At 71.2% G+C, this 24,593-nt stretch carries 20 protein-coding genes and 1 riboswitch; of the genes, 17 read left to right on the top strand and 3 right to left on the bottom strand.

Translation table 11 applies throughout. The annotated features are described in order from the left end of the window. Nucleotides 1–8: 8 nt before the first annotated feature. Entirely contained in the window at nt 9–125 is a 117-nt protein-coding gene (locus tag HDG68_RS17680; RefSeq protein ID WP_425483774.1) for a carbohydrate-binding protein, read from the top strand. Between the two features lie 91 nt (nt 126–216). Here HDG68_RS17680 and HDG68_RS16280 read toward each other — a convergent pair whose 3' ends face one another. Continuing rightward, nucleotides 217–1,623, bottom strand: a complete 1,407-nt coding sequence (locus HDG68_RS16280; RefSeq protein WP_172153699.1) for a carboxylesterase family protein — start codon at nt 1,621–1,623, stop codon at nt 217–219. A gap of 147 nt (nt 1,624–1,770) precedes the next feature. On the opposite strand from HDG68_RS16280, the gene HDG68_RS16275 reads away from it, so the two are divergent. The 6 genes from HDG68_RS16275 to HDG68_RS17625 all read left to right on the top strand — a co-directional run bounded on the left by HDG68_RS16275 (nt 1,771) and on the right by HDG68_RS17625 (nt 9,779). Next, on the top strand, nt 1,771–2,787 hold the full coding sequence (locus HDG68_RS16275) for a LacI family DNA-binding transcriptional regulator (protein ID WP_172153698.1): 1,017 nt from the start codon (nt 1,771–1,773) through the stop codon (nt 2,785–2,787). A 244-nt stretch (nt 2,788–3,031) separates the two neighbouring features. Beyond that, on the top strand, nt 3,032–4,702 hold the full coding sequence (locus HDG68_RS16270) for a glycoside hydrolase family 13 protein (RefSeq protein WP_343037631.1): 1,671 nt from the start codon (nt 3,032–3,034) through the stop codon (nt 4,700–4,702). 61 nt (nt 4,703–4,763) lie between these two features. Continuing rightward, nucleotides 4,764–6,158 (top strand): ABC transporter substrate-binding protein, encoded by a 1,395-nt coding sequence (locus HDG68_RS16265; protein ID WP_172153697.1) that lies wholly within the window; start codon nt 4,764–4,766, stop codon nt 6,156–6,158. A gap of 82 nt (nt 6,159–6,240) precedes the next feature. After that, complete coding sequence (locus HDG68_RS16260) at nt 6,241–7,170, top strand: carbohydrate ABC transporter permease (RefSeq protein WP_216648572.1); 930 nt, start codon at nt 6,241–6,243, stop codon at nt 7,168–7,170. After that, nucleotides 7,170–8,090, top strand: a complete 921-nt coding sequence (locus HDG68_RS16255; protein ID WP_172153695.1) for a carbohydrate ABC transporter permease — start codon at nt 7,170–7,172, stop codon at nt 8,088–8,090. Before HDG68_RS16260 ends, HDG68_RS16255 begins: the two co-directional genes overlap by 1 nt. A 102-nt stretch (nt 8,091–8,192) precedes the next feature. After that, nucleotides 8,193–9,779 carry a helix-turn-helix domain-containing protein gene (locus tag HDG68_RS17625; RefSeq protein WP_172153694.1) on the top strand — a complete coding sequence of 529 codons (1,587 nt, stop codon included), beginning with the start codon at nt 8,193–8,195 and terminating at the stop codon, nt 9,777–9,779. Between the two features lie 108 nt (nt 9,780–9,887). Here HDG68_RS17625 and arfA (HDG68_RS16245) read toward each other — a convergent pair whose 3' ends face one another. Further along, nucleotides 9,888–11,417, bottom strand: coding sequence for an arabinosylfuranosidase ArfA (gene arfA, locus HDG68_RS16245; protein ID WP_172153693.1), 1,530 nt, complete (start codon nt 11,415–11,417; stop codon nt 9,888–9,890). Nucleotides 11,418–11,560: 143 nt separating this feature from the next. On the opposite strand from arfA (HDG68_RS16245), the gene HDG68_RS16240 reads away from it, so the two are divergent. The 9 genes from HDG68_RS16240 (at nt 11,561) to HDG68_RS16200 (ending at nt 23,421) form a co-directional block, all read left to right on the top strand. Beyond that, nucleotides 11,561–12,577: a LacI family DNA-binding transcriptional regulator gene (locus HDG68_RS16240; protein WP_172153692.1), complete on the top strand. Its 1,017-nt coding sequence runs from the start codon at nt 11,561–11,563 to the stop codon at nt 12,575–12,577. Between the two features lie 182 nt (nt 12,578–12,759). Continuing rightward, on the top strand, nt 12,760–14,148 hold the full coding sequence (locus HDG68_RS16235) for an ABC transporter substrate-binding protein (RefSeq protein WP_172153691.1): 1,389 nt from the start codon (nt 12,760–12,762) through the stop codon (nt 14,146–14,148). 71 nt (nt 14,149–14,219) lie between these two features. Further along, nucleotides 14,220–15,197, top strand: coding sequence for a carbohydrate ABC transporter permease (locus tag HDG68_RS16230; RefSeq protein WP_172153690.1), 978 nt, complete (start codon nt 14,220–14,222; stop codon nt 15,195–15,197). Next, a complete protein-coding gene (locus HDG68_RS16225) occupies nt 15,197–16,111 on the top strand; it encodes a carbohydrate ABC transporter permease (protein ID WP_172153689.1) in 915 nt (304 codons plus the stop codon). The genes HDG68_RS16230 and HDG68_RS16225 overlap by 1 nt, the downstream gene beginning before the upstream one ends. A 79-nt stretch (nt 16,112–16,190) precedes the next feature. Then, nucleotides 16,191–17,705: an arabinosylfuranosidase ArfA gene (gene arfA / locus HDG68_RS16220; protein ID WP_172153688.1), complete on the top strand. Its 1,515-nt coding sequence runs from the start codon at nt 16,191–16,193 to the stop codon at nt 17,703–17,705. After that, entirely contained in the window at nt 17,702–18,730 is a 1,029-nt protein-coding gene (locus tag HDG68_RS16215) for a family 43 glycosylhydrolase (protein ID WP_172153687.1), read from the top strand. The genes arfA (HDG68_RS16220) and HDG68_RS16215 overlap by 4 nt, the downstream gene beginning before the upstream one ends. Before the next feature lie 248 nt (nt 18,731–18,978). After that, the gene (locus tag HDG68_RS16210) at nt 18,979–21,060 is read left to right on the top strand and encodes a carbohydrate-binding module family 20 domain-containing protein (RefSeq protein ID WP_172153686.1); all 2,082 of its coding nucleotides are present in this window, start codon (nt 18,979–18,981) and stop codon (nt 21,058–21,060) included. Between the two features lie 91 nt (nt 21,061–21,151). Next, nucleotides 21,152–21,239, top strand: a riboswitch (ZMP/ZTP riboswitch). Between the two features lie 44 nt (nt 21,240–21,283). After that, nucleotides 21,284–22,567: a serine hydroxymethyltransferase gene (glyA, locus tag HDG68_RS16205; protein ID WP_172153685.1), complete on the top strand. Its 1,284-nt coding sequence runs from the start codon at nt 21,284–21,286 to the stop codon at nt 22,565–22,567. Next, entirely contained in the window at nt 22,564–23,421 is an 858-nt protein-coding gene (locus HDG68_RS16200) for a bifunctional 5,10-methylenetetrahydrofolate dehydrogenase/5,10-methenyltetrahydrofolate cyclohydrolase (protein ID WP_343037629.1), read from the top strand. The genes glyA and HDG68_RS16200 overlap by 4 nt, the downstream gene beginning before the upstream one ends. Nucleotides 23,422–23,527: 106 nt before the next feature. On the opposite strand, the gene HDG68_RS16195 is transcribed toward HDG68_RS16200, so the two are convergent. Then, nucleotides 23,528–23,947 (bottom strand): hypothetical protein, encoded by a 420-nt coding sequence (locus HDG68_RS16195; RefSeq protein ID WP_172153684.1) that lies wholly within the window; start codon nt 23,945–23,947, stop codon nt 23,528–23,530. Nucleotides 23,948–24,097: 150 nt separating this feature from the next. On the opposite strand from HDG68_RS16195, the gene HDG68_RS16190 reads away from it, so the two are divergent. Continuing rightward, nucleotides 24,098–24,580: a VOC family protein gene (locus HDG68_RS16190; RefSeq protein WP_172153683.1), complete on the top strand. Its 483-nt coding sequence runs from the start codon at nt 24,098–24,100 to the stop codon at nt 24,578–24,580. Nucleotides 24,581–24,593: the final 13 nt, after the last annotated feature.

The following is a 24,593-nucleotide window of genomic DNA, read 5'->3' as shown; positions in this document are numbered from 1 at the left end:
CGTCGCGGATCTTCACCGCGGGTGACGTCGTCGTCCACGACGGCGAGACCCACACGGCGAAGTGGTGGACGCGGAACCAGGTGCCGGCGTCGTCCGCGTGGGGTCCGTGGGAGGTGACCGGCTGACCGCCTGACCCTTTCCTTCATCGAGCGTGCCGGCTTTTTCCTCATCCGGGTCGGATGAGGAAAAAGCCGGCACGCTCGATGCGTTGGCGGGTCAGGAGCGGCGCGTCACCCGCAGCTCACCGGTCCAGCCGGGACCGGTCCCGACCCGGTCGGCCGCGAGCCGGCCGGTCCGCGCGAACTCCGCCCAGGCGGCCCGCAGGTCGCGGCCTGCCTCGACGAGCGTCCGGGCCCCCGCCGGTCCGATGACCGGTGCTTCGGCCCACCGGTCGGGGTTCGGGAACAGCAGGCCGAGCTCGACAGCGTGCGTGGCACCCATCGGGGCGTCGACGGGGCGGGTCGTGAGCTCGGCGGCGACGACGGCGGCACCGGCGTCGGCCATGTCCTTCGCGAAGGCCTTGCACCCCGTGCGGAACAGCGTGTCGGTGACCTTCCGGCACACGAACCACGCCAGCAGCCTGCCGACGACGGGCTTGTCGCGCAGCGCCCTGCCCCGGGGGTCGAGCTGGACGAACGTCTCGCCCTCCTGGGAGGTCCAGGTCACCATCAGCTCCAGCCCCGGTGCCCGGCGACGCCACGTCGCGAGGAACTCCTCCTCGGACGGCAGGGGAGCCCGGCCGTACTCGGGGGCGAACGGCATGCCGGCCCGGTCGTTCATCCCGGCCACGGCGGCCATGGCGCGCTGCTGGGCCGCGAGCACGTCGTCGACCGTGCCCGTCGGGTCGAGCGGTCCCGCGGCCTCGACGAGACCGGCGTGGACCTCGGCGCGGCCCCCGCGGACTCCCAGCGGCGGACTCTGCAGGATCGCGCGGCTGAACAGGCCGTCCGCGTCGTCGGCGCCGAGCAGGTGTGCGATGGCGTCGGCGCCGGCCGACTGTCCGACGAGCGTCACCTGGTCGGGGTCGCCGCCGAAGGCGTGCACGTGGTCGCGCACCCAGCGCAGCGCCGCCAGCAGGTCGAGCAGCCCGAGGTTCGCCGGGCGGCCGGCCTCGACCGCCGCGGCGACGTCGTCCGAGCCGCCGTCGGAGAAGAACCCGAGCGCGCCGAGCCGATACGTCACGTTGACCACGAGGACCCCGTGCTCGCGCACGAGCACGGTCGGGTCGTAGCCGGCCAGGTCGCCCGCGCCCGACACGTAGGCGCCCCCGTGGACCCAGACGAGGACCGGCAGCGCGCCGTCGGTCTCGGCCGGACGGGTGATGCTGAGCCGGAGGCAGTCCTCGGTGGGTTCGACGTCGCGCAGCTGCGGCCCGTACACCTGGTCGGCCGGGCTGGGTGGTTGGGGGCAGGCGTAGCGGACGTGCTGGAGCGGTGCCGACTCCGCGGGGTCCGGCGCGACCGGTGACGGTGCCGCGAAGCGGTCGGCACGGGCGTAACGGATGTTGCGCACCCGGACGACGTCGCCGTCGCGCAGGGCGTGGAAACTGCCGAGCGGGGTCTCGATGCGGGTGGGGTCGCCGGCCGGGCCGGCGTCGGTCTGGGTGGTGGACCGTTCGGTCATCGGCGTCCTCCTCGACGGCGTGCGGACAGCGTAGCGAACCGACCGGGCGGTTTGTTCTCCGGTGCGGGTGAAACCGGCTCGACGCAGATCGAAGCAAGGGACTGCAACTCGCGCAAACCGCTTGCGTTGCGGTGTAGCCTCGACGGCATGTCGAGGCGACTGGCCGACGTGGCCGCGAAGGTGGGTGTCAGCGAGGCGACGGTGAGTCGCGTGCTGAACGGCAAGCCAGGCGTGTCCCAGGCCACGCGGGACTCCGTGCTCACCGCGCTGGACGTACTGGGCTACGAACGTCCCACGAAGCTGCGGGGCGACCGCAACCGGCTCGTGGGGCTGGTGCTGCCGGAGCTGGCCAACCCGATCTTCCCGGCATTCGCCGAGGTGGTGGGCGGTGCGCTGGCGCAGCAGGGCTTCACGCCGGTGCTGTGCACCCGGACGGCCGGCGGCATCAGCGAGGCGGAGTACATCGACCTGCTGCTGGGTCAGCAGGTGTCCGGCGTCATCTTCGCCGGCGGATTCTATGCCGAGCGCGAGGCGGACCACGGCCACTACGAACGGCTCGAGGCTCTCAACCTGCCGGTCGTGCTCATCAACGCCTCCATCGAGAGTCTCGACTTCCCCCACGTCTCCTGCGACGACCTGATCGCCACGAACCAGGCCCTCGAACACCTGGTATCGATGGGGCACGAGCGCATCGGACTGCTGCTCGGGCCGGAGGATCACGTGCCGTCGGAGCGCAAGCTCGAGGCGGCGCGAGCGTTCGCGCGACGCCACGGTGTCCAGCTGCCGGGGTCCCTGGTCGTGCACAGCCAGTACTCGCTCGAGAGCGGCCAGGCGGCGACGAACCGTCTGCTCGATGCCGGTGCCACCGCCGTCCTGTGCGCCTCGGACCCCCTGGCGCTGGGTGCGATCCGGGCGGTGCGCCGGGCCGGTCTCGACGTCCCGGGCGACGTCTCGGTCGTCGGCTACGACGACTCGGCGCTGATGAACTCCACCGACCCCGCGCTGACGACGGTGCGCCAGCCGATCGACGCGATGGGTCGCGCGGCCGTCGACCTCCTGGCGAGCATGATCGCCGGTGCGGAGGTCTCCCGTGACGAGCTGCTCTTCGAGCCGGAGCTCGTCGTCCGTCGGTCCACGGCTGCGGCGCCGCGCCCCGCGGCCTGACGTCGACACCTCCGCGCCGGTCCGCCCGCGCCCGTCCGTGCGCCTGCCCCGCTCCGGGCGGAGGGCCCTGCAATGATGCCGGGGCCGTGCCCTGCACTGACGTGAGGGTCGCTTGATCGCCCGAATCGTTTCGGCTGGCGGTCGCAGTTCGATTACGCTCTTGTTGAGTTCTTGCGTAGATCACGTCTCATGATTACTGTCGCTGCCAACGACGAGGACGACGTGCGACGGAGAGGGCTCAGTGGTGAGCGACGAGCAAGGGCGCCCCTGGTGGCGGGACGCGGTGATCTATCAGGTCTATCCGCGCTCGTTCGCCGACGGCAACGGTGACGGCACGGGCGACCTGTTGGGGGTGCGGCAGCACCTGACCTATCTGCGCGACCTCGGCGTCGACGCGATCTGGTACACGCCCTGGTACGCCTCGCCGCTCGCGGACGGTGGTTACGACGTCGCCGACTACCGGGCGATCGACCCCGCGTTCGGTGACCTCGCCGAGGCGGAGACCCTGATCGCCGAGGCCAGAGCGCTCGGCATCCGCACCATCGTCGACGTCGTCCCGAACCACGTCTCCGACCAGCACGCCTGGTTCCGCGAGGCGCTGGAAGCCGGACCCGGGGCCCCGGAACGCGACCGGTTCTGGTTCCGCGACGGGCGGGGCGATGACGGCGACGAGATGCCGACCCGCTGGGTCTCCAGCTTCCAGGGCGGTACCTGGACACGCACCGACGACCCGGACGGCACGCCCGGTCAGTGGTACCTGCACCTCTTCACCCCCGAGCAGCCGGACCTCAACTGGAACCATCCCGACGTGCGTCGCGAGCACACCGACGTGCTGCGGTTCTGGTTCGACCGAGGGGCCGCCGGCATCCGCATCGACTCCGCAGCACTGCCGGTCAAGGACCCCACCTTCCCCGAGGTCCCCGAGACCTGGGGGGCGGGGGAGCACCCGCACCTCGATCGTGACGAGCTGCACGACGTGTACCGCGAGTGGCGTGCCGTCGCGGACTCCTACGACGACCCGCGCGTGCTCGTCGGGGAGATCTGGCTGCCCGACCCGGCGCGCTTCGCCCTCTACCTGCGTCCCGACGAGATGCACACGGCGTTCAACTTCGACTTCATGACCCGGCCGTGGGACGCCAAGGAGCTGCGGGAGTCCATCCGCACCACCCTCGAGGCCCACGCGCCGGTCGGCGCCCCCGCGACCTGGGTGCTCTCCAACCACGACATCACCCGTCCGGTCACCCGCTACGGCCGCGAGGACAGCTCCTTCGACTTCGCGGCCAAGCGGTTCGGCACCCCGAGCGACCTCGACGTCGGACGGCGTCGCGCCCGGGCCGCGGCGCTGCTGACCGGTGCGCTACCGGGAAGCCTGTACGTCTACCAGGGGGACGAGCTGGGGCTTCCCGAGGTGGAGGTCCCGCGGGAGGCCATCCAGGACCCGATGCACTTCCGGTCCGAGGGTGTGGACCCCGGGCGTGACGGCTGCCGCGTGCCGATCCCGTGGACCCGGCACGGGCGCAGCGCCGGGTTCTCGCCCGACGACGCCGCGGCCGACCCGTGGCTCCCGCTGCCGCCCGGATGGGGCGGGCTCTCCGTCGAGGCCCAGGAGAGCGACCCGGGTTCGATGCTCAGCCTGTACCGCACGATGCTCGCGACGCGGCGGGCCGAACCCGCGCTGCACGGCGACGACATGACCTGGGTGACGCTCCCGGGGGCCGACGACGACGTCCTCGCATTCGCGCGCAGCACCGCCGAGCACGACGAGGGTGCCGCCACCGACGTCACCCTGGTCTGCGCCGTCAACCTCGGGACCCGGCCCGTCGACCTGCCGCCGGGCGCCGACGTCGTGCTCGCCTCCGCGCCCCTCGTCGAGGGCGCGCTCCCGGCCGACACCGCCGTCTGGTACCGGCCGTGAACCCACCGACCGATCCAGCACCGACCCCCGCACGCCCGTGCGGACCGACCAAGGAGTGACGATGAAGTCAACACGACGCACGACCGCGCTCGCCCTCGCGGGTGCGCTGAGCCTGAGCGCGACGCTGGCCGCCTGCAGCTCGGACGACGGCGAAGGAGTGACTGCCGCCGAGGCCGAGGAGATGTCGGACGAGCCCGTGACCATCCAGGTCGCGATCGACGAAGGGCTCGAGGAGGGCGCTGTCGAGGCGATCAACACCCGCGTCGACGAGTTCGAGTCCGAGCACCCGAACGTCACCGTCGAGACGCAGGAGTACACCTGGGTGGGCACGACCTTCGCCGCCGACCTCGCCGGCGGCACCCTGCCCGACGTCTTCACCGTCCCGTTCACCGACGGGCGGGGTCTCATCGAGCGCGAGCAGATCGCCGACATCTCGGGTCTCGTGGCGGAGCTGCCGTACTCCGGCGAGTTCAACGAGAACGTGGCCGTCGCCGGCGAAGCGCCCGACGGCGGCATGTGGGCGGTGCCGATCGCAGCGTACGGGCAGGGTCTGCACTACAACCGGTCCCTGTTCACCGAGGCAGGGCTGGACCCGGACAGCCCGCCGACCACGTGGGACGAGGTCCGTGACGCGGCAGCGACGATCTCCGAGGAGACCGGCGCCACCGGCTACGCGCAGATGACGGCGTCCAACACCGGTGGCTGGATCCTCACCACGATGGTCTACGCGATGGGCGGCCGAGCCGAGACGGTCGACGCCGAGACCGTCACCGCCACGATCGACACCCCCGAGTACCACCAGGCGCTGGAGTACCTGCAGCAGATGCGCTGGGACGACGACTCCATGGGGGACGAGTTCCTCCACGACTGGGGGACCAGCCACGCCGACTTCGGCGCCGGCAAGATCGGCATGTTCATCTCCGGCGGCGGCGACTACGGCAACCTGGTCACCCAGAACGCGATGAACCCCGACGACTACGGCGTCACCGTCCTGCCGCTTGAGGGCGACGACGGCGCCGTCCTCGGCGGCGGCACGCTGGCCGCGGTCAACGCCAAGGCGACCGACGCAGAACAGGCCGCCGCCGTGGAGTGGATCGACTTCTTCTACATGGAGAAGCTCACCGACCCCGACGCCGCCGTGGCCGACGCCCGCGCCGTCGCCGACCAGGGGCAGCCGGTGGGTGCCCCGATCCTGCCGGTCTTCGACCAGGCCACCTACGACGAGTCGCAGGAATGGATCGCGGACTACATCAACGTCCCGCTGGAGCAGTTCGCGCCCTACAGCGACAACATCTACGACCAGCCGCTCCAGCCCGAGCCGCCGGCCTCCACGCAGGACCTGTACGCCGCGCTCGACCCCGTGGTCCAGGCGGTCCTGACGGACGAGAACGCCGACGTCGACGCCCTGCTGGCCGACGCGGAGGCGAACGTCCAGAACCTCATCGACCGGGGCTGAGCGGATGGTCCACCCCGCCACGAGCGTCCCGCCGTCGGGCACCGCGCTGCCCGACGGCGGGACGCCCGCCACCGTGACCCCGATGCCGACGGTCGGCACGGGGACGCCGACGCCCCGCCGCCGCCCCCGCACCCCGGCCTCCTGGGTCCGCAACGGCGGGCTCAGCACCCTCGTCATCGCGCTGCCGCTGGTCCTCGTCTTCGGGCTGTTCTCCTGGTACCCCATCGTGCGCGCGGTCGTGATGAGCTTCCAGCACACCAACCTCGTCCAGCCGGCCGAGTGGGTCGGCCTGGACAACTTCACCTACGTGCTGGCCGACCCGATGCTGGCCACCGCGATCACCAACACGCTCTACTTCGCGGTGCTCGCGCTGATCTTCGGTTATCCGATCCCGCTGGTCGCGGCCGTCCTCATGAGCGAGGTCCGCCGCGCCAAGGGCATGTACTCCGCGCTCGCATACCTGCCGGTCGTGGTACCGCCCGTCGTGGCCGTGCTGCTGTGGAAGACCTTCTACGACGCCTCCGAGTCCGGGCTGTTCAACACGATCCTCGGCTGGGTCGGGCTCGGGCCGTACCCCTGGTTGCAGGACCCGTCCACCGCCATGCCGTCCCTCGTGCTCGTCGCGACGTGGTCCGCGGCCGGCGGGACCGTCATCATCTACCTGGCCGCGCTGACCGGCGTCGCACCCGAGCTGTACGACGCCGCCGAGGTGGACGGTGCAGGAGTGTGGCGCAAGATCTGGCACGTCACCCTGCCGCAGCTGCGCGGCATCCTGTTCATCACGTTCATCCTGCAGATCATCGGCACGGCCCAGGTCTTCACCGAGCCCTACCTGCTCACCGGTGGGGGACCGGCGAGCTCGACCACCACGATCCTGCTGATGATCTACAACTACGCCTTCGGCGGGCGCGGCGACTACGGCGCTGCCACGGCGTTGAGCATCATGCTCGCCGTCGTGCTCGCGATCCTGTCCGCCGTGTACTTCAAGCTGACCGCGAAGTGGAGCGACTGATGCCCACCACCGCACCGGTGGACCGCCGCCGGGCCACACCGCCCGCCGACCGTGGTCTCGTCTCGGCCTCCGACCGGCGGCGACGCAGCGTCCGGGCGACCTGGCGCACCTCGCACGTCGGACTGCTCGCGGGCCTGGTCGTCGTCGGTCTCGGGCCGATCCTCTGGCTCGCCAAGTCGGCCGTCACGCCGACCCAGGACACGCTGCGCACGCCGATGGCGCTCTTCCCGAACGGCGTCGACTGGGCCAACCTGTCAGAGGCCTGGGTGCGCTTCGAGATCGACCACTACTTCTTCAACACGTTGTGGCTCGCCCTCGGGTCGTGGTTCATGCAGCTCCTGGTGGCGGCCACCGGCGGCTACGTGCTCTCGGTGCTGCGACCGCGCTACGCCAAGGTCCTGACGGCTCTGGTGCTGTCCACGCTGTTCGTCCCGGCCGTCGTGCTGCTCGTCCCGCTGTACCTGACCGTGCTGGACGTGCCGTTCGCGAACGTCTCGCTCATCAACTCGTTCTGGGCCGTCTGGCTGCCTGCCGGTGCGAACGCGTTCAACGTGCTGCTCGTCAAGCGGTTCTTCGACAACCTGCCGGCAGAGGTCTTCGAGGCCGCGCGCGTCGACGGTGCCGGCCCGTTCCGGGTGGGCTGGTCGATCGTGCTGCCGATGTCCAAGCCGATTCTCGGCGTCGTCTCGGTCTTCGCCTTCATCCTGGCATGGAAGGACTTCCTGTGGCCGTTGCTCGTGCTGCGCGACGTGTCCAAGCAGCCGCTCTCCGTGCGACTGCCGGCGCTCGAGAACTACGTCGAGCTGGACGTGTTCCTCGCCGCGCTCGCGATCTCCACCGTGATCCCGATCGCCATCTTCCTGGTCTTCCAGAAGGCGTTCCTGTCCGGTGCGGGCATGAGTGGCGCCGTGAAGGGCTGACGAACTCCTGGTCACGATCCGCTTCCGATCACCGCGAGGCGTTGACTTCTGCGGTGAACGCCTGGTGATATGTGGCCTGATCACCATATTTCGGAGGAAGACGTGACTCAGCAGGACGTGCCGGCGACGACAGCGGGCGACGCCCCACCGAAACCCCGCTACCGCGGCCGGCACCTTCCCATGGTGGCCGTCGTCGTGGCGGCGTTCATCGCGACCGCGCTGGCCTACAGCGGCATGGTGCTGTTCGGCCTCGAGGTGGCGCACATGTCGCCGCTCGAGGCGTACGCGCTGGCAGGGTTCCTCGAGGTCAGCCTCGTGGCGGTGGCCCTGATGGCGCGCAACGCCGCGCTGGAGGGACGTCCCTACGGCGTCCTGCTGACGCTGACGTGGATCCTGTCCGGGACGTCGGGCGTGTTCGCGGCGCTGCACGAGATCGCCGTGCCGACCGAGAGCACCCCGTACATGGTGGTCTTCCGGTTCGTCCCCCCGCTGGTCGCCGCACTGATGTGGCACCTGGCGCTCGTCGGCGAGCGGCACCTGGTCACCGGCCACACGCTCGATGAGCGGCGGCGCGAGCACCGCGTGCACCAGTACGTGACCGCGCTCGAGAGCTGGCGCGACGCCCGCCTCGACAGCACGGGCAACGCGCGCGGCATGCGCAAGGTGCGCCGGGCGCACCTCAAGCAGCGGGCGGCCCGCGACGGCGCCCTGAAGCTGCTGACGGTGGAGGACTTCGAGCGGCGCATGCAGGTGTGGGTCGACCGCCTGGAGGCAGCCGAGCGACATGGGAACCGGCTGGACACGATCGGTGCGAGCTCGATCAAGCGGGGGACGAGCAAGGGGATCTCGCCCGAGGCGGTGGCTGCGGCCGCGGCCCCGGCGCGTACCGCTCCGAGCCTGGGGGCCACCGCGGCCGACGCGGCCATCGGTGCGGACGCGGCGAGCGCGGGCCGGGGCGCCCCGGAGCGGTCGGAGTCACCGCAGGCGCCGGCGACACCCGCGGCGGACCGGTTGCCCGTCCGGCCCTCGCGCGGTGGCTCGACCGGCGCCGCGGCCGCGACGCCCTCCGACAGCCGCGCCCCGGCTGCTGCGGTCGAGGTGACCCAGGAGGACGCCGAGGACGAGCCCTTCGTGGACGCGTTCGGCGCCGCGCTGCTGGCCGAGCGTGCCGTCGAGGAGGCCGCGACGTCGGCCCCGGAGGCGCCGCGCCGGCCGCTCCTGGAGCCGCGGACCGAGACGGGGCACACGCGCCGGGTCGAGGTGTTCGACCTGTACCGCGGCCGTCAGCAGGCCGAGGCGGCTGCTGCGCAGGAGGCTCCGGCCTGGCACTCCGTGCCGGAGGCGCCCGAGCCGCCGGCTGTCGGTGCCGAGACCGAGAGCGGTGAGCAGGAGTCCGCCGGCGCCGAAGAGACCGTCGAGGAGGACGTCGCGCGGACGCTCGCCGCGGAAGCACCCACCGTCGAGGAGGGTGCGGGCGACGCGCGCGAGGGCGACGAGACCCCTGCCGAGGCTCCGACGTCGGACCGCGACCGCCGGATCGTCGAGCTCGCGCGCGAGGGGATGACGCAGCGGGAGATCGCTGAGGAGGTCTCCGCCTCGCGCTCGACGGTGAGCCGCGTCGTGCGCCGGTACGAGGACCAGAAGCCGCGCGGCGACCGGGACGAGGAACTGGCGCTGGCCCCGGCCTGAGGTCACCTTCCGGCGTGAAGCCTGACGAGATCGACCCTCCCGGTCCGAGATCGACGCACCGTACGTCGATCCCGGACCGGGAGGGTCGATCTCGTGCTCCCGGTCGCGTCAGGACCGGGCGAACGTCCCGGCGAACGCCGTCCACGACTCCGGGGCGAGGCGCAGCGTCGTCGTCCCGGCCACGGAGCCGATGACGGCGTCGTCGACGTCGAGCGTCGACCAGCAGGCCTGGGCCACCTTCGCGGCGTGCTCGGGACCGTGCTCGGCCGGCTCGTGGTCGGCGACCATCCGGTGTCCTTCGGTCAGCGTCAGCGCCGCGCCGACGTGCGCGAGGTCGACCTCGACGGTCCGGTCGGTGCGGTTGGTGAGGAAGAGGCCGAGCGAGCCGTCGTCGGCCACCGTCGCTGCGGCGGTCACCGTCGGGGCGTCGCCGTGCCGCGACGTCGTGTACGTCGGCGCGTCGACGCGGACGTCGAGCGCGGTGCCCCGGGCGAGGCGGGACGTGGTCGCGAACGGGTGGAAGGTGGGTTGGCGCCAGGCCTCGCCGCCGGGCTCGGTCATGATCGGCGCGATGACGTTGACGAGCTGGGCGAGCGCGGCCACCGGCACGCGGTCGGCGTGGTTGAGCAGCGTGACCAGCAGGTCGCCGACGACGACGGCGTCGAGACCGGAGTAGACGTCCTCGATGATGCGCGGGGCGTCTCGCTGGATCGGCAGGTTGGACTCTCCGGGGAACCGGGTCTCGAGGTACCAGACGTTCCACTCGTCGAAGCTGATCGTGATCTTCTTGTCCGACCGCCGTTCGGCGCCGACGGCGTCGGCGGAGGCGACCACGCGGTCGATGAACCGGTCCATGGCGGTCCCGGAGGCGAGGAACGAACCGCGGTCGCCGTCGTGCTCCTCGTAGTAGGCGTGCATGGAGACGTGGTCGACCAGGTCGTAGGTGTACGACAGGACGGTGCGCTCCCACTCGCCGAAGGTCGGCATCTGCATGGACGACGACCCGCACACGACCAGCTCGATCGAGGGGTCGACGAGCTTCATGGCCTTGCCGGCCTCGGCGGCGAGCTTGCCGTACTCGTGGGCGTCCTTGTGGCCGATCTGCCAGGGGCCGTCCATCTCGTTGCCGAGGCACCAGAGCTTGACGCCGTAGGGCTCGGCGCGGCCGTTGGCGATGCGCAGGTCGGCCCAGCGCGTCCCGGCCTCACCGTTGCAGTACTCGAGCAGCGCGGCCGCCTCGGCGACGCCGCGGGTGCCGAGGTTGACGGCCATCATCGGCTCGATGCCCTCGCGCTCGGCCCACTGCAGGAACTCGTCGGTGCCGACGAGGTTGGGCTCGACGGTGCGCCAGGCCAGGTCCAGGAAGGGCTTGCGCTCCTCGACGGGGCCGACGGCGTCCTCCCAGACGTAGTTGGACACGAAGTTGCCGCCGGGGTAGCGGACCATCGGGACGCCGAGCTCGCCGATGAGGTCCGCGACGTCGCGGCGGAAGCCGTGCTCGTCCGCCTGCGGGTGCTCGGGCTCGTAGATGCCGGTGTACACCGCGCGGCCGAGGTGCTCGACGAATGAGCCGAACAGGCGCCGGTCGACGGTGCCGCGGCGGAAGTCGGGGTGGAGGGTGATGCGGGCGTCTGCCATGGGTCTCGGTGTTCCTCTGCGAACGGAGCGGATGCGTGCCGCCATTGGTTACAACGATGTAGAGTGAATCACAGTCCACCGGCGGCGCACCAGCCCCGACGTGGTGGCCTACGCTATGGCGCGTCGACCAGGAGGAGAGTCACATGGCTGTGACCATGCACGACGTGGCGCACAGGGCGGGCGTCTCGATCAAGACCGTCTCGAACGTGGTCAACCAGTACCCCCACGTGCGCCCGGAGACCCGCCGGCGCGTCGAGGAGGCGATCGCCGAGCTCGGGTACCGGCTGAACACGACCGCGCGCAACCTGCGCCAGGGCCGGACGGGGATGATCGGCCTCGCGCTCCCGGAGCTCTCGCTGCCGTACTTCGCCGAGCTGGCGGACTCGGTGATGCGGGCCGCCGAGGCCCGCGGTGTCGTGGTGCTGATCGAGCAGACCGGCGCGCAGCGGGACCGGGAGCTGCAGGCGCTCGACTCCTCGCACCGCCGGCTCACCGACGGCCTGCTCTTCTCTCCGCTGGCCCTCGAGCCCGAGGAGACCGAACGTCTCGAGGTCGACTACCCGATGGTCCTGCTGGGTGAGCGCATGTTCGGCCCCGTGGACCACGTCACGATGGCGAACGTCGAGGCGGCCCGGGCGGCGACGCTGCACCTGGTCGAGCGCGGCTGCCGTCGGATCGCGACGATAGGAGCCCACCCCGGCGAGACGATGGGCTCCGCCCGGCTGCGGTTCGACGGCTACCGCAAGGCGCTGGCCGAGGCCGGCCTGCCGTTCGACCCTGACCTCGTGGGCGACGCCGGGCTTTGGCACCGCTCGACCGGTGCGGAGGCCATGACCCGGTTGCTCGACGCCGGGGTCGAGCTCGACGGTGTCTTCGGGATGAACGACGCGCTCGCGCTCGGGGCGCTGCACGTGCTGCACACCCGGGGTGTGGCCGTGCCGCACGACGTGGCTGTGATGGGCTTCGACGACGTCGACGACGCCCGTTACTCCGAGCCGTTGCTGAGCACCATCGACCCGGGTCGTGAGCAGATCGCGACCACAGCCGTCGACCTGTTGCTGGAGCGCATCGCGGGGTCGCAGGTCCCTCCGCGGCGCGTGGTGGCCGACTTCGAGATCGTCGCCAGGGAGTCGTGCCTGCTGGGACGCACCGTGCACTAACGGTCGCCCGGGCGCCGTGAGGTGACGATGTGATCACGGCCACCGGGAGGGCTTGCGCCGTCCGTATACAACGGTGTAAACATGGTTCTACTCTGATTACAACGTTGGAGAAGGAGGCCGCCACTGTCGGCGGCCCCGCTGGAGGCCACGACGGCCCCCGCGCACATCAAGGAGGAAGTGGAATGCGCATCTCACAGCGCCGTGGAGCAGCAGCCGTTGCGGCATCGCTGACGCTCGGAGCAGTGCTGGCGGCCTGCTCGTCGGGGGGTTCGGGCGAGACCGACGCCGGTACGACCGACGGCGGCGCCACCGCCGGGGGCGGCGAGGCCAGCTGCACCAACACGATCCCCAAGCCCGACGCGACCGAGGTCTCGGTGTGGGCCTGGTACCCCGCGTTCGAGCCGGTCGTCGACCTGTTCAACGAGACCCACGACGACGTCCAGATCTGCTGGACCAACGCCGGCCAGGGCGCCGACGAGTACAACAAGTTCTCGACCGCCATCGAGGCCGGCAGCGGCGCACCGGACGTCATCATGCTCGAGTCCGAGATCCTGCCGACCTACACGATCCTCGACTCGCTGGCCGACCTGTCCGAGTTCGGCGCCGGCGAGCTGGAGAGCGAGTTCACCACCGGTTCGTGGTCGGACGTCTCCAGCGGCGAGGCGGTCCACGCCGTCCCGGTCGACGGCGGTCCGATGGGCATGCTGTACCGCGCTGACATCTTCGAGGAGTACGGCGTCGAGCCGCCCACCTCGTGGGACGAGTTCGCCCAGGCCGCCCAGGACCTGCGTGATGCCGGGTACGAGGGGTACATCACCAACTACCCGACCAACGGCAACGCGCTGAACTACGCGCTCTTCGCCCAGAACGGCTGGGAGCCCTTCGAGTACGACCCGGCGAACCCGACCGAGATCGGGATCGACGTGGCGACGCCGGAGGCCGAGGAGGTCCTGTCCTACTGGAACGAGCTCATCGAGGCCGACCTCGTCGCCACCGACGACGCGTTCACCTCGGACTACAACACGAGCCTCGTCGACGGCACCTACGCCGTCTACCTCGCCGCCGCGTGGGGCCCCGGCTACCTCCAGGGTCTCTCGGACGCCGACTCCGAGGCCGAGTGGAAGGCCGCCCCGCTGCCGCAGTGGGACCCGGCGAACCCGGTGCAGGTGAACTGGGGCGGCTCCACCTTCGCCGTCACCCAGCAGGCCGAGGACAAGGAGGCGGCGTACACCGTCGCCAGCGAGCTGTTCCGGTCGATGGAGTCCTGGGAGATCGGCATCGACGAGGCCGCGCTGTTCCCGCAGTGGAACGAGGCCCTCGAGTCCGACTTCTTCGTCGAGAAGGAGTACCCGTTCTTCGGCGGTCAGCAGATCAACCAGGACGTCTTCCTCGAGGCCGCGAACGGCTACGAGGGCTTCTCGTTCAGCCCGTTCCAGGTCTACGCGTACGACCAGCAGACGCAGGCGCTGTACGACATGGTCGAGTCCGGTGGTGACGCCGCGAGCACGCTGCAGACCATCCAGGACGCCCTCGTGTCCTACGCCCAGCAGCAGGGCTTCACCGTCAACTGATGGAACGGTCGCCGGCCCCGGCAGCGGGGCCGGCGACCCTCCTTCCACGCAGGATCGCGCAGGGAGAAACCATGACAACGTCGTCGACGGCAGTCGACCGGGCTGCCGGATCCGCGGCCTCGGGCCAGCGTTCCACCAGGTCTCGGCGGAGCAGCTCGACCAGCACCATCGACAGCAAGCGGCAGTGGTGGGGCTGGATCTTCACCGCACCGTTCACGGTCGTGTTCGTGCTGTTCCTCATCGTCCCGCTCGCCTACGCGTTCTGGATGAGTCTGCACAACAAGGGGCTCGCCACCGGTGGCGAGTCGGTCTTCGTCGGGGTCGACAACTACGTCCGGGCCTTCACCGACCCCGTGTTCCTCGAGGGTCTGCTCCGCGTCGCGAAGTTCGTGGCCGTGATGGTCCCCATCCAGATCGGGCTGGCGCTGCTGTGCGCGCTCGTGCTGGACACGCTCGCCACCCGGCTGAGCAAGGCCTCGCGGCTCCTGATCTTCGTGCCGTACGCCGTGCCGGCCGTCATCGGGGCGCTCATGTGGGGCTTCCTGTACAGCCCGCGCTTCGGGCCCGCCCAGGACATCTTCGGCCTCTTCGGGCTGACGGCGCCGGACTTCCTCAGCTCGTCGATGATCTTCACCTCGCTGGTGAACATCGTGACGTGGCAGTGGGTCGGCTACTACATGATCATCATCTACGCGGCCCTGCGGACGATCGACCCCTCGGTCTACGAGGCGGCTCGCATCGACGGTGCGGGCGGTGCCCAGATCGCCCTGCGCATCAAGGTGCCGATGGTGTCCTCGTCGATGGTGATGGTCGTGATCTTCTCGCTGATCGGCACGCTGCAGTTCTTCACCGAGCCCACGGTGCTGCGCTCGGTCGCGCAGGGCGCGATCCCGCCGGACTACACGCCGAACATGTACGCGTACTCCCTGGCCTTCTCCTACAGCCAGTTCAACTACGCGTCCACGATCGCGTTCGCCCTCGGCATCTTCGTGTTCATCGGGTCGTACATCTTCCTGTACCTGACCCGCAAGCAGAGCGGACTGAAGTGATGACTACCGACCTCGAGACCAGCAAGGCCCCGCAGCGCCGCACGCGGCGGGCCGGCTCCAGCAGCAAGCACAGCCGGCGGATCGGGTCGCACGCGTTCCTGCTGATCATGGCGCTGTACTTCGTCATCCCGCTGTGGTTCCTCATCGTGGGGTCGACGAAGTCGAACAGCGGCCTGTTCGTCGGGTCGGGCGGAGCGCTGTGGTTCAACGACAACTTCAACCTGGTCGAGAACGTCCGCGGGCTGTTCGAGCACCAGGGCGGCATCTACTGGATCTGGCTGCGCAACTCGTTCATCTACGCCTTCGCGGGCGGGGTGGGCGCGACGGTGCTGGCGATCTTCGCCGGCTACGGCCTGGCCAAGTACCGGTTCCGGGGGCGTGGCGCCTACTTCACGGTGCTGCTCGGTTCGGTGATGGTGCCGCTGACCGCGCTGACCATCCCGACGTTCGTGCTCCTGAGCGACATCGGCCTGATCAACACCATGTGGGCGGTCATCCTGCCCTCGCTGCTCAGCCCGATCGGCGTGTACCTCATCCGCGTGTACTCGCAGGACGCGATCCCGGACGAGATGCTCGACGCCGGCCGCGTCGACGGCGCCGGTGAGCTGCGGCTCTTCTTCCGGGTCTCCTTGCCGCTGCTGCGGCCCGCCATGGTCACGGTGCTGCTGCTGACCACCGTCTTCAGCTGGAACAACTTCTTCCTGCCGCTGGCCGTGCTGCGCGACACCGACCTGCTGCCCGTCACGGTCGGCCTGAACCAGTGGCAGGCCCTGTCCAACGCCGGCGCCGGCGGTGAACAGGTCTGGAACCTCATCGTCACCGGTGCGCTGGTGTCGATCATCCCGCTGATCGCGGCCTTCCTCGGCCTGCAGAAGTACTGGCAGGGCGGGCTCTCCCTCGGGTCGATCAAGTAGCCGACCCGTCCCCACACCCCGGTGGGCACCGCACGGTGCCCACCGGTCCCATCGTCGACCCCATCGCGGGGGAGGAATCATGCTGTCCGCATCCGTCACCGTGGACCCGGCGTTCGTCGTCGGACCCGTGCGCCGTCGCACGTTCGGCTCGTTCGTCGAGCACCTCGGCCGTTCCGTCTACACCGGTATCCACGACCCTGAGCACCCCACGGCCGACGCCGACGGGTTCCGCGGCGACGTGATCGAGCTCGTCCGCGAGCTCGGGGTGTCCACCGTCCGCTACCCGGGCGGCAACTTCCTGTCCGGCTACCGCTGGGAGGACGGCGTCGGCCCCGTCGCGGAGCGGCCGCGCCGCCTCGACCTGGCTTGGCACTCGACCGAGCCGAACCTCGTCGGCGTCGACGAGTTCATGCGCTGGGCCGAGCGGACGGGCGTCGAGCCCATGATGGCCGTGAACCTCGGGACGCGCGGCGTGCAGGAGGCGCTCGACCTGCTCGAGTACTGCAACGTCCCCGGCGGCACCGCCTGGAGCGACGCGCGCCGGGCGAACGGTGCCGAGGAGCCGTACCGCGTCAAGATGTGGTGCCTCGGCAACGAGATGGACGGGCCGTGGCAGATCGGCGCGAAGACCGCCGCCGAGTACGGCCGGCTCGCCACGGAGACCGCGCGTGCGATGCGGATGATCGACCCCGACCTCGAGCTGGTCGTCTGCGGCTCGTCCAACTCCGGGATGCCGACCTTCGGCGCCTGGGAGCACACCGTGCTCACCGAGGCCTACGAGCACGTCGACCACGTCTCCGCCCACGCCTACTACTGGGAGTCCGACGGCGACCTCGCCTCGTTCCTCGCCTCCGCGGTCGACATGGACCACTTCGTCGACTCGGTCGCGGCCACGGCCGACGCCGTCCGCGCGGCCGGCAAGCACACCAAGCGCATCCACCTCTCCTTCGACGAGTGGAACGTCTGGTACCAGAAGCGCGCCGAGTCCCGGCCGCCGTCGGGCGACGACTGGCCGGTCGCGCCGGTGCTGCTCGAGGACCGGTACAACGTGGCCGACGCCGTCGTGGTGGGCAACCTGCTCATCAGCCTGCTGCGCCACACCGACCGGGTGCACGCCGCCTCGCAGGCCCAGCTCGTCAACGTCATCGCGCCGATCATGACCGAGCCGGGCGGGCGCAGCTGGAAGCAGACCATCTTCCACCCGTTCGCGCTCACCTCCCGCCACGCCGCGGGCGAGGTGCTCCGGCTCGCGATCGACTCCCCGACGACGGATACCGCCCGGTTCGGCGAGGTCGACGTGCTCGACGCCGTCGCCACCCACGACGCCGGGACCGGCGAGGTCGTGGTCCTGGCCACCAACCGGTCGGTGACCGACGAGGTCACGCTCGACGTCGACCTGCGCGGGTTCGACGGGCTACGGGTCGTCGAGGCGCTCACGCTGTCCAACCCCGACCACACCTGGACGGCCACCGCCGACGACGACAGCTCGGTCGCGCCCCGGGCCAACGCCACCGCGCAGATCACCGACGGCCGGCTCGATGCCGTGCTGCCGCCGGTCTCGTGGAGCATCGTCCGGCTCGGACCCGCCGCGTGAGCCGCCGGCGCGCCGTCGTCGGGGTCCTCGCCGTCGTGGCGATCGTCGCCGGCGTCGCGCTCGCCGTGCTGCGGCCCTGGGAGGCGTCGACCGAGCCCGAGCCCCTGGCGCTCGACGGCGACCTGGCCACCCACGACCCGGCGCTCGTCGTCGGCGACGAGGGCGAGCCCTGGTTCGTCTACTCCACCGGTGCGCCGGGCAAGTCCCGCGGGGCGCCGCTGGTGCACCGGTCCGACGACGGCGGGACCACGTGGGAGGCGGTGGGGACGGCTTGGTCGTCCGACGAGGACCCGCAGTGGGTGCGCGACTCCATCGAGGGCGTCGAGCACTACTGGGCGCCCGAGCTCGTCGAGCACGACGGCACCTGGTACCTGTACTACTCGGCGTCCACCTTCGGGTCCAACACCTCGGCCATCGGGCTGGCCACGGGGTCCACGCTGGACCCGGACGATCCCGACTACGGCTGGACCCATGAGGGGGCGGTCTGGCGCTCGCAGTCTGGGGACCCGTACAACGCGATCGACCCCGGCGTGATCACGGACACCGACGGGTCGCCGTGGCTGTTCTTCGGGTCCTTCTGGGACGGCATCCACGTGCTGCCCCTCGAGTGGCCCTCGGGGATGCCCGCCGACGGGGCCGAACCCGTCCAGGTGGCCTCCCGCGGTGACGGGGTGAACCAGATCGAGGCCCCCTACGTCGTCGAGCGCGACGGCTGGTACTACCTGTTCGCCTCGTGGGGGAAGTGCTGCTCGGGCGCGAGCTCGACGTACTCGATCCACGTGGGGCGCTCCCGGGACGTCTCCGGCCCGTTCGTGGACGCCGAGGGCGTCGACATGGCCGACGGCGGCGGCACGCTCGTGCTCGGGTCGCGGGACGCGATGATCGGCCCCGGCGGGCAGTCCGTCTCGGACGGCTACCTCGGCTACCACTTCTACGACGGCGACAATTCGGGCGCCCACCGCCTGGCGATCCAGCGGCTCGGCTGGGACGACGGGTGGCCGGTCGCGACGACGGCGGTGCCCTGAGTCCGCCTCAGCCCCGGATCGACACCACCGGGCAGGACCGCAGCGAGCAAGGAGCCCCCGCACCGCACGGTGCGGGGGCTCCGTCGTCGTGGCACCCTCCTCTGTACGCGTGCTGCAAAGTTGCAGTAACGTTGCTGACGCACTGACCCCGGTGCCCCCTGGATGCGGCCCACCGGCCGCAGCACCGTCCCGGCAACGCCGCCGGGCGACGAACGGGTCCTCGCCGACCCCGACGAAGGAGCAGAGCAATGCCGCTCGCAGAACGACACCTCCCGCCGCGCCGCGCGCGCCGCCGACCGTTGGCCGCACTGGTCACCCTCCTCCTCGCCGCCGGCGGACTGCTGGCCGCGACGCCGGCCACCGCTGCCGTACCGACCCCCGACCCCGTCGTCGACTCGCCGAACGGGCGCGGCGGCGTGATCGTGCAGATGTTCCAGTGGACCTGGGACGCGATCGCGGACGAGTGCACCTCGACGCTCGGCCCCGCGGGCTACGGCTACGTCCAGGTCTCCCCGCCGCAGGAGCACGTCCGCGGCGCAGAGTGGTGGACCTCGTACCAGCCCGTCAGCTACCGCATCGAGTCCAAGCTCGGCACCCGCTCCGAGTTCGCGCAGATGGTCGACACCTGCGCGAACGCCGGCGTCGGGATCGTCGCGGACGCCGTGATCAACCACACCACCGGTGCCGACCAGGGGGCGGGGACCGGCGTCGCCGGCAGCTCGTTCGGCGTCGACTCGTTCCCCGGCATCTACTCGGGGTCCGACTTCAACGACTGCCGCAGCAACATCACCGACTACGGGGACCGCTACCAGGTGCAGCACTGCCGGCTGCTGTCGCTGCAGGACCTGCGGACAGGGTCGGCCCACGTGCGCGACACCCTCGCGGCCTACCTGAACGATCTCATCGACCTCGGCGTCGCCGGCTTCCGCATCGACGCCGCCAAGCACATGCCCGCGGCCGACCTGGAGGCGATCCGCGTCCGGCTCTCGGACCAGGACGTGTTCTGGATCCACGAGGTCATCGGAGCCGCCGGTGAGCCGATCACGCCCTCGGAGTACCTCGGCAGCGGCGACTCCCACGAGTTCGACTACGCGCGCGAGCTCAAGAGCCGCTTCGACGGCAGCATCGCGGGACTGCGCTCCATCGGCGACGGCAAGCTGCCGACCGATCGCGCCGGAGTGTTCGTCGACAACCACGACACCGAGCGCAACGGCGAGACGATGACCGCGCAGTGGGGCGCCAAGTACCTCCTGGCGAACACCTTCATGCTGTCCTGGCCGTACGGGTCGCCGACGGTCTACTCCGGCTACGCCTACTCCGACAAGGACGCCGGAGCCCCCGGCGCCACGCAGACCTCCGTGCCCGACGCCGACTGCGGCTCGGCCGCGTGGACCTGCACGCACGCCGCGACCGAGATCCGCGGCATGGTGGGCTTCCACAACGCCGTCGAGGGCACCCCGGTGACGAGCTGGTGGGACGACGGGAACAACCACGTCGCCTACGGGCGGGGCTCGGTCGGCTACGTGACCCTCAACAACACCGGGTCCTCGGTGACGCGCACCTACACGACGTCGCTGCCCGCGGGCACCTACTGCGACGTGGTCGCCGCCGACGACTGCTCGGTCACGCACGACGTCTCGGCCTCCGGGACCTTCTCCGCGACGGTGCCGGCCTACGGTGCCCTCGCACTGCTGGCGGGCGAGCCGACCGAGCCGCCCACGGGCGAGACCACCACGGTCCACTACGCGACCGACGCCGGCTGGTCGGCCCACCGCATCCACTACCGCGTGGGGACCGGGTCCTGGACCGACGTCCCGGGCGAACCGATGGCGCCGGCGTGCGACGGCTGGGTCTCCCGGGAGATCGCGGCCGACGGCGCCACGATCACCGCCGCCTTCACCGACGGGGCGGGCGCCTGGGACAACAACGGGGGGCAGGACTACACGCTGACCGGCACCGACGTCGTCGTCTCCGGCGGCGAGGTCACGGCCGGCGACCCGTGCTCCGAGCCCGAGCCCGAGCCGGAGCCGGAGCCCGAGGGCGGCGACGTCGAGGTCTCGGTGGACGCCACCACCACATGGGGCCAGACCGTGCACGTGGTGGGCTCGCTGCCCGAGCTCGGTTCGTGGGCACCGCAGGACGCGCCCGCACTCGACGCCGGCAGCTACCCGACGTGGACCGGCACGGTGGAGCTGCCCGCCGGCACGTCCTTCGAGTACAAGTATGTGAAGGTCGACGCGTCCGGGAACGTCGTGTGGGAGAGCGGCGCGAACCGCACCGCCACGGTCGGCCCGGACGGGACCCTGGGCCTCCACGACACCTGGCGCTGACCCGGGCGGCGGGGCGGGGGAGCCGGCGTGCTTCCCCGCCCCGTCGGCGTCGTGCCGCCCCGCAGCCCGGCCGTGGCGACGCTGCTAGGATCGTGGACGTCGTGACTGGCGTGCAGGTGGATCACCACCGGGGAGCGACATGCTGTGCTGACGACGGGTCGGTCGCCTGGGCCCGGTCGGTAACGACAACCGTGGAACCGCCGACACAGCAGGAGACGCCCCCATGAGCACTCCCGACCCCACGTTCGACGCCCCTCTCGCCGAGGTCGACCCGGAGATCGCCGCCGTCCTCGACGGCGAGCTGGCCCGGCAGCGCGACACCCTCGAGATGATCGCGTCGGAGAACTTCGTCCCCCGTGCCGTGCTGCAGGCCCAGGGCTCGGTGCTGACGAACAAGTACGCCGAGGGCTATCCCGGCAAGCGCTACTACGGCGGCTGCGAGCAGGTCGACATCGCCGAGAACCTGGCGATCGACCGGGCCAAGGCGCTGTTCGGGGCCGAGTACGCCAACGTCCAGCCGCACTCCGGTGCGCAGGCGAACGCCGCCGTCCTGCACGCCCTCATCCGGCCCGGTGACAAGATCATGGGGCTCGAGCTGGCCCACGGCGGTCACCTGACGCACGGCATGAAGATCAACTTCTCGGGCCGACTCTACGACGTCGCCGGCTACGGCGTCGACCCGCAGAGCTACCGCATCGAGATGGACGAGGTGCGCAAGCGCGCCCTGGAGCACCGCCCCGACGTCATCATCGCCGGCTGGTCCGCGTATCCCCGCGAGCTGGACTTCGCGGCCTTCCGCGAGATCGCCGACGAGGTCGGCGCCAAGCTCTGGGTGGACATGGCGCACTTTGCCGGCCTCGTCGCCGCCGGTCTGCACCCGTCCCCGGTGCCGCACGCCGACGTCGTGTCCTCGACGGTCCACAAGACCATCGGCGGGCCGCGCTCCGGCTTCATCCTGTCCTCCGACGAGCACGCGAAGAAGCTCAACTCCGCAGTGTTCCCCGGCCAGCAGGGCGGTCCGCTCATGCACGTCATCGCGGGCAAGGCCGTGGCGTTCAAGATCGCCGGCACCGAGGCGTTCGTGGAGCGTCAGGAGCGCACGCGCCGTGGTGCACGCATCATCGCCGAGCGGCTCGGCCAGGCCGACGTCGCCGGGACCGGCGTGTCCGTGCTCACCGGCGGCACCGACGTCCACCTCGTTCTCGTCGACCTGCGGAACTCCGCGATGGACGGCCAGCAGGCCGAGGACCTCCTGCACTCGGTCGGCATCACCGTCAACCGCAACGCCGTGCCGTTCGACCCTCGGCCGCCGCGCGTGACCTCGGGCCTGCGGATCGGCACCCCGGCGCTCGCGACCCGCGGGTTCGGCGACGCCGAGTTCACCGAGGTGGCCGACATCATCGCGGCCGCGCTGCGCGACGGCACCTCTGCCGACGCCGAGGCGCTCCGGGCCCGCGTCGCGACGCTCACCGCGGACTTCCCGCTCTACCCCGGGCTGTCGCAGTGACGGCGCGCATGCTGCCGGGCAAGCCGGTCGCCGAGGCGGTGTTCGCCCAGATCGCGCCCCGCATCGACGCGCTCGTCGCCGCCGGCCACCGGCCCGGTCTCGGCACCATCCTCGTCGGGGACGACTCGGCGAGCGCCGGCTACATCCGCATGAAGATGGACAAGGCGACCGAGCTGGGGTTCACCTCCCCGCACATCCACCTGCCGCAGGACGCCTCCCAGGCGGACGTGCTGGCAGCGGTGCGGGAGATGAACGACGCCGACGACGTCGACTCCGTCCTCATCCAGCACCCCACGCCGCCGCAGATCGACTTCGACGCGGCGCTGCTGGCGCTCGACCCCGACAAGGACGTCGACGCGCTGCACCCGGTGAACATGGGCCGCCTCGCCCTGGGGATGCCGGGCCCCGTCCCGGCGACGCCGGCCGGCATCGAGACGCTGCTGGCGCACTACGAGATCCCCGTGGCCGGTCGCGAGGTGTGCATCCTCGGGCGCGGCACCACGCTGGGCCGGCCGCTGGCGCTGCTGCTCTCGCAGAAGCGCCCGACGGCGAACGCCGCCGTGACCGTGGTGCACACGGGCGTGCCGGACTGGCCGGAGTACACCCGGCGCGCCGACGTGGTCATCGCCGCGGCGGGTGTCCCGGGCATCCTGCAGCCGGAGCACCTCACGCCGGGCGTCACGGTGATCGGCGGGGGAGTCCGCTACGAGGGGCGCAAGCTGCTGCCGGACGTCGACGAGTCCTGCGAGGAGGTCGCCGGCGCGATCACGCCGCGGATCGGCGGCGTCGGTCCCACCACGATCGCGATGCTCTTCCGCAGCGCCGTCGAGGCCGCGGAGCGCGCGGTCGCCTGACGGGTCCCGGCTCGCCCCGCGGCCACGACGAGCGTGCCGGGTTCTTCCTCATCGCAGCAGCGATGAGGAAGAACCCGGCACGCTCGATGCGTCGAGGGGCGGGACGTCAGGAGCAGCCGAGCTCTGCCGTGACGTCGTCGCCCGCGGCCTGCACGGCCTCGGCCTGGGCGGCCACCGACGACACCGCCTCGTTGAGCGTGTCGTCGTCATCGATGTCGTCGATCGCGTCGTCGAGCTCGTCCCACGCGTCGTCGATCGCGTCCGTGCGGTCCGCGGCGACGTCCTCCAGCGACGACTCCAGGTCGCCGTAGGCGTCGGCGACCTCGTCCCGGGCGTCCTGCACCTCGCCGACGGTGGGGGAGGAGACCAGAGTGGCAGCCAGGTCACCCAGCGCCGTGGTGTAGCCGCCCCAGGCGGAGCACGCGTCGGCGGCGTTCTCCTCGGGGGAGTCCCCGCACGCCGTCAGGGTGGCGACCACCAGTGCTGCGCCCACGGCCGAGGCCCGGACGGTGGAGCTGCGCGTCATGCTCGAGTCCTCTCGTCACGGCGGACGATGCCCGCCCGCCGGGACGAGCATCGCGCGGGTCGGGCGCCCGGCGCGATCCGAACCGATGAGTTCACCCGCCCTGCGCCGTCGTTCCTGGTGACCCCGCACCGCCGACCCGAGGAGACGACGATGGTCACCGTCCGGCCGCACCTGTGGTTCGCCGACAACGACGCGCACGAGGCCGCCGCGTTCTACGCCGAGCACGTCCCCGACTCCCACGTCGACAGCACGCTCGTCGCCCCCGACGGCGTGCCGGGCGCCGAGGCCGGCAGGCCGTTCATCATCGAGGCGACGGTCTGCGGCATGCCCGTCGTGATGCTCAACGCCGGCCCCAGCCTCCGCCTGGACGAGGCCTTCAGCTTCTACCTGCTGTGCGACGACCAGCGCGAGGTGGACCACTACTGGGACCTGTTCACCGCCGACGGCGGTTCCGAGGGGCCCTGCGGCTGGTGCAAGGACCGGTTCGGGGTGAGCTGGCAGGTGATCCCCCGCCGGCTCGAGGAGCTGTGCGGGGACTACACGACCCCGGCGAACCGGCGCGCGATGCAGGCGATGCTACAGATGGGCAAGATCGACGTGGCGGCGCTGGAGGCGGCGTACGACGGCGGGTGAGTCGGGCCTCGCC

It is taken from the genome of Isoptericola chiayiensis, from assembly GCF_013149805.1.
Taxonomy (GTDB): Bacteria; Actinomycetota; Actinomycetes; order Actinomycetales; family Cellulomonadaceae; genus Isoptericola; species Isoptericola chiayiensis.
This window is presented reverse-complemented; position numbering and strand designations above follow the sequence as displayed.

What these genes read in the sequence shown, in the direction of transcription:
- HDG68_RS16280 (WP_172153699.1), bottom strand. Translation starts at nt 1,623, where the DNA reads ATGACCGAACGGTCCACCACCCAGACCGACGCCGGCCCGGCCGGCGAC.
- HDG68_RS16275 (WP_172153698.1), top strand. Translation starts at nt 1,771, where the DNA reads ATGTCGAGGCGACTGGCCGACGTGGCCGCGAAGGTGGGTGTCAGCGAG.
- HDG68_RS16265 (WP_172153697.1), top strand. Translation starts at nt 4,764, where the DNA reads ATGAAGTCAACACGACGCACGACCGCGCTCGCCCTCGCGGGTGCGCTG.
- HDG68_RS16260 (WP_216648572.1), top strand. Translation starts at nt 6,241, where the DNA reads ATGCCGACGGTCGGCACGGGGACGCCGACGCCCCGCCGCCGCCCCCGC.
- HDG68_RS16255 (WP_172153695.1), top strand. Translation starts at nt 7,170, where the DNA reads ATGCCCACCACCGCACCGGTGGACCGCCGCCGGGCCACACCGCCCGCC.
- arfA (WP_172153693.1), bottom strand. Translation starts at nt 11,417, where the DNA reads ATGGCAGACGCCCGCATCACCCTCCACCCCGACTTCCGCCGCGGCACC.
- HDG68_RS16240 (WP_172153692.1), top strand. Translation starts at nt 11,561, where the DNA reads ATGGCTGTGACCATGCACGACGTGGCGCACAGGGCGGGCGTCTCGATC.
- HDG68_RS16235 (WP_172153691.1), top strand. Translation starts at nt 12,760, where the DNA reads ATGCGCATCTCACAGCGCCGTGGAGCAGCAGCCGTTGCGGCATCGCTG.
- HDG68_RS16230 (WP_172153690.1), top strand. Translation starts at nt 14,220, where the DNA reads ATGACAACGTCGTCGACGGCAGTCGACCGGGCTGCCGGATCCGCGGCC.
- HDG68_RS16225 (WP_172153689.1), top strand. Translation starts at nt 15,197, where the DNA reads ATGACTACCGACCTCGAGACCAGCAAGGCCCCGCAGCGCCGCACGCGG.
- arfA (WP_172153688.1), top strand. Translation starts at nt 16,191, where the DNA reads ATGCTGTCCGCATCCGTCACCGTGGACCCGGCGTTCGTCGTCGGACCC.
- HDG68_RS16210 (WP_172153686.1), top strand. Translation starts at nt 18,979, where the DNA reads ATGCCGCTCGCAGAACGACACCTCCCGCCGCGCCGCGCGCGCCGCCGA.
- glyA (WP_172153685.1), top strand. Translation starts at nt 21,284, where the DNA reads ATGAGCACTCCCGACCCCACGTTCGACGCCCCTCTCGCCGAGGTCGAC.
- HDG68_RS16195 (WP_172153684.1), bottom strand. Translation starts at nt 23,947, where the DNA reads ATGACGCGCAGCTCCACCGTCCGGGCCTCGGCCGTGGGCGCAGCACTG.
- HDG68_RS16190 (WP_172153683.1), top strand. Translation starts at nt 24,098, where the DNA reads ATGGTCACCGTCCGGCCGCACCTGTGGTTCGCCGACAACGACGCGCAC.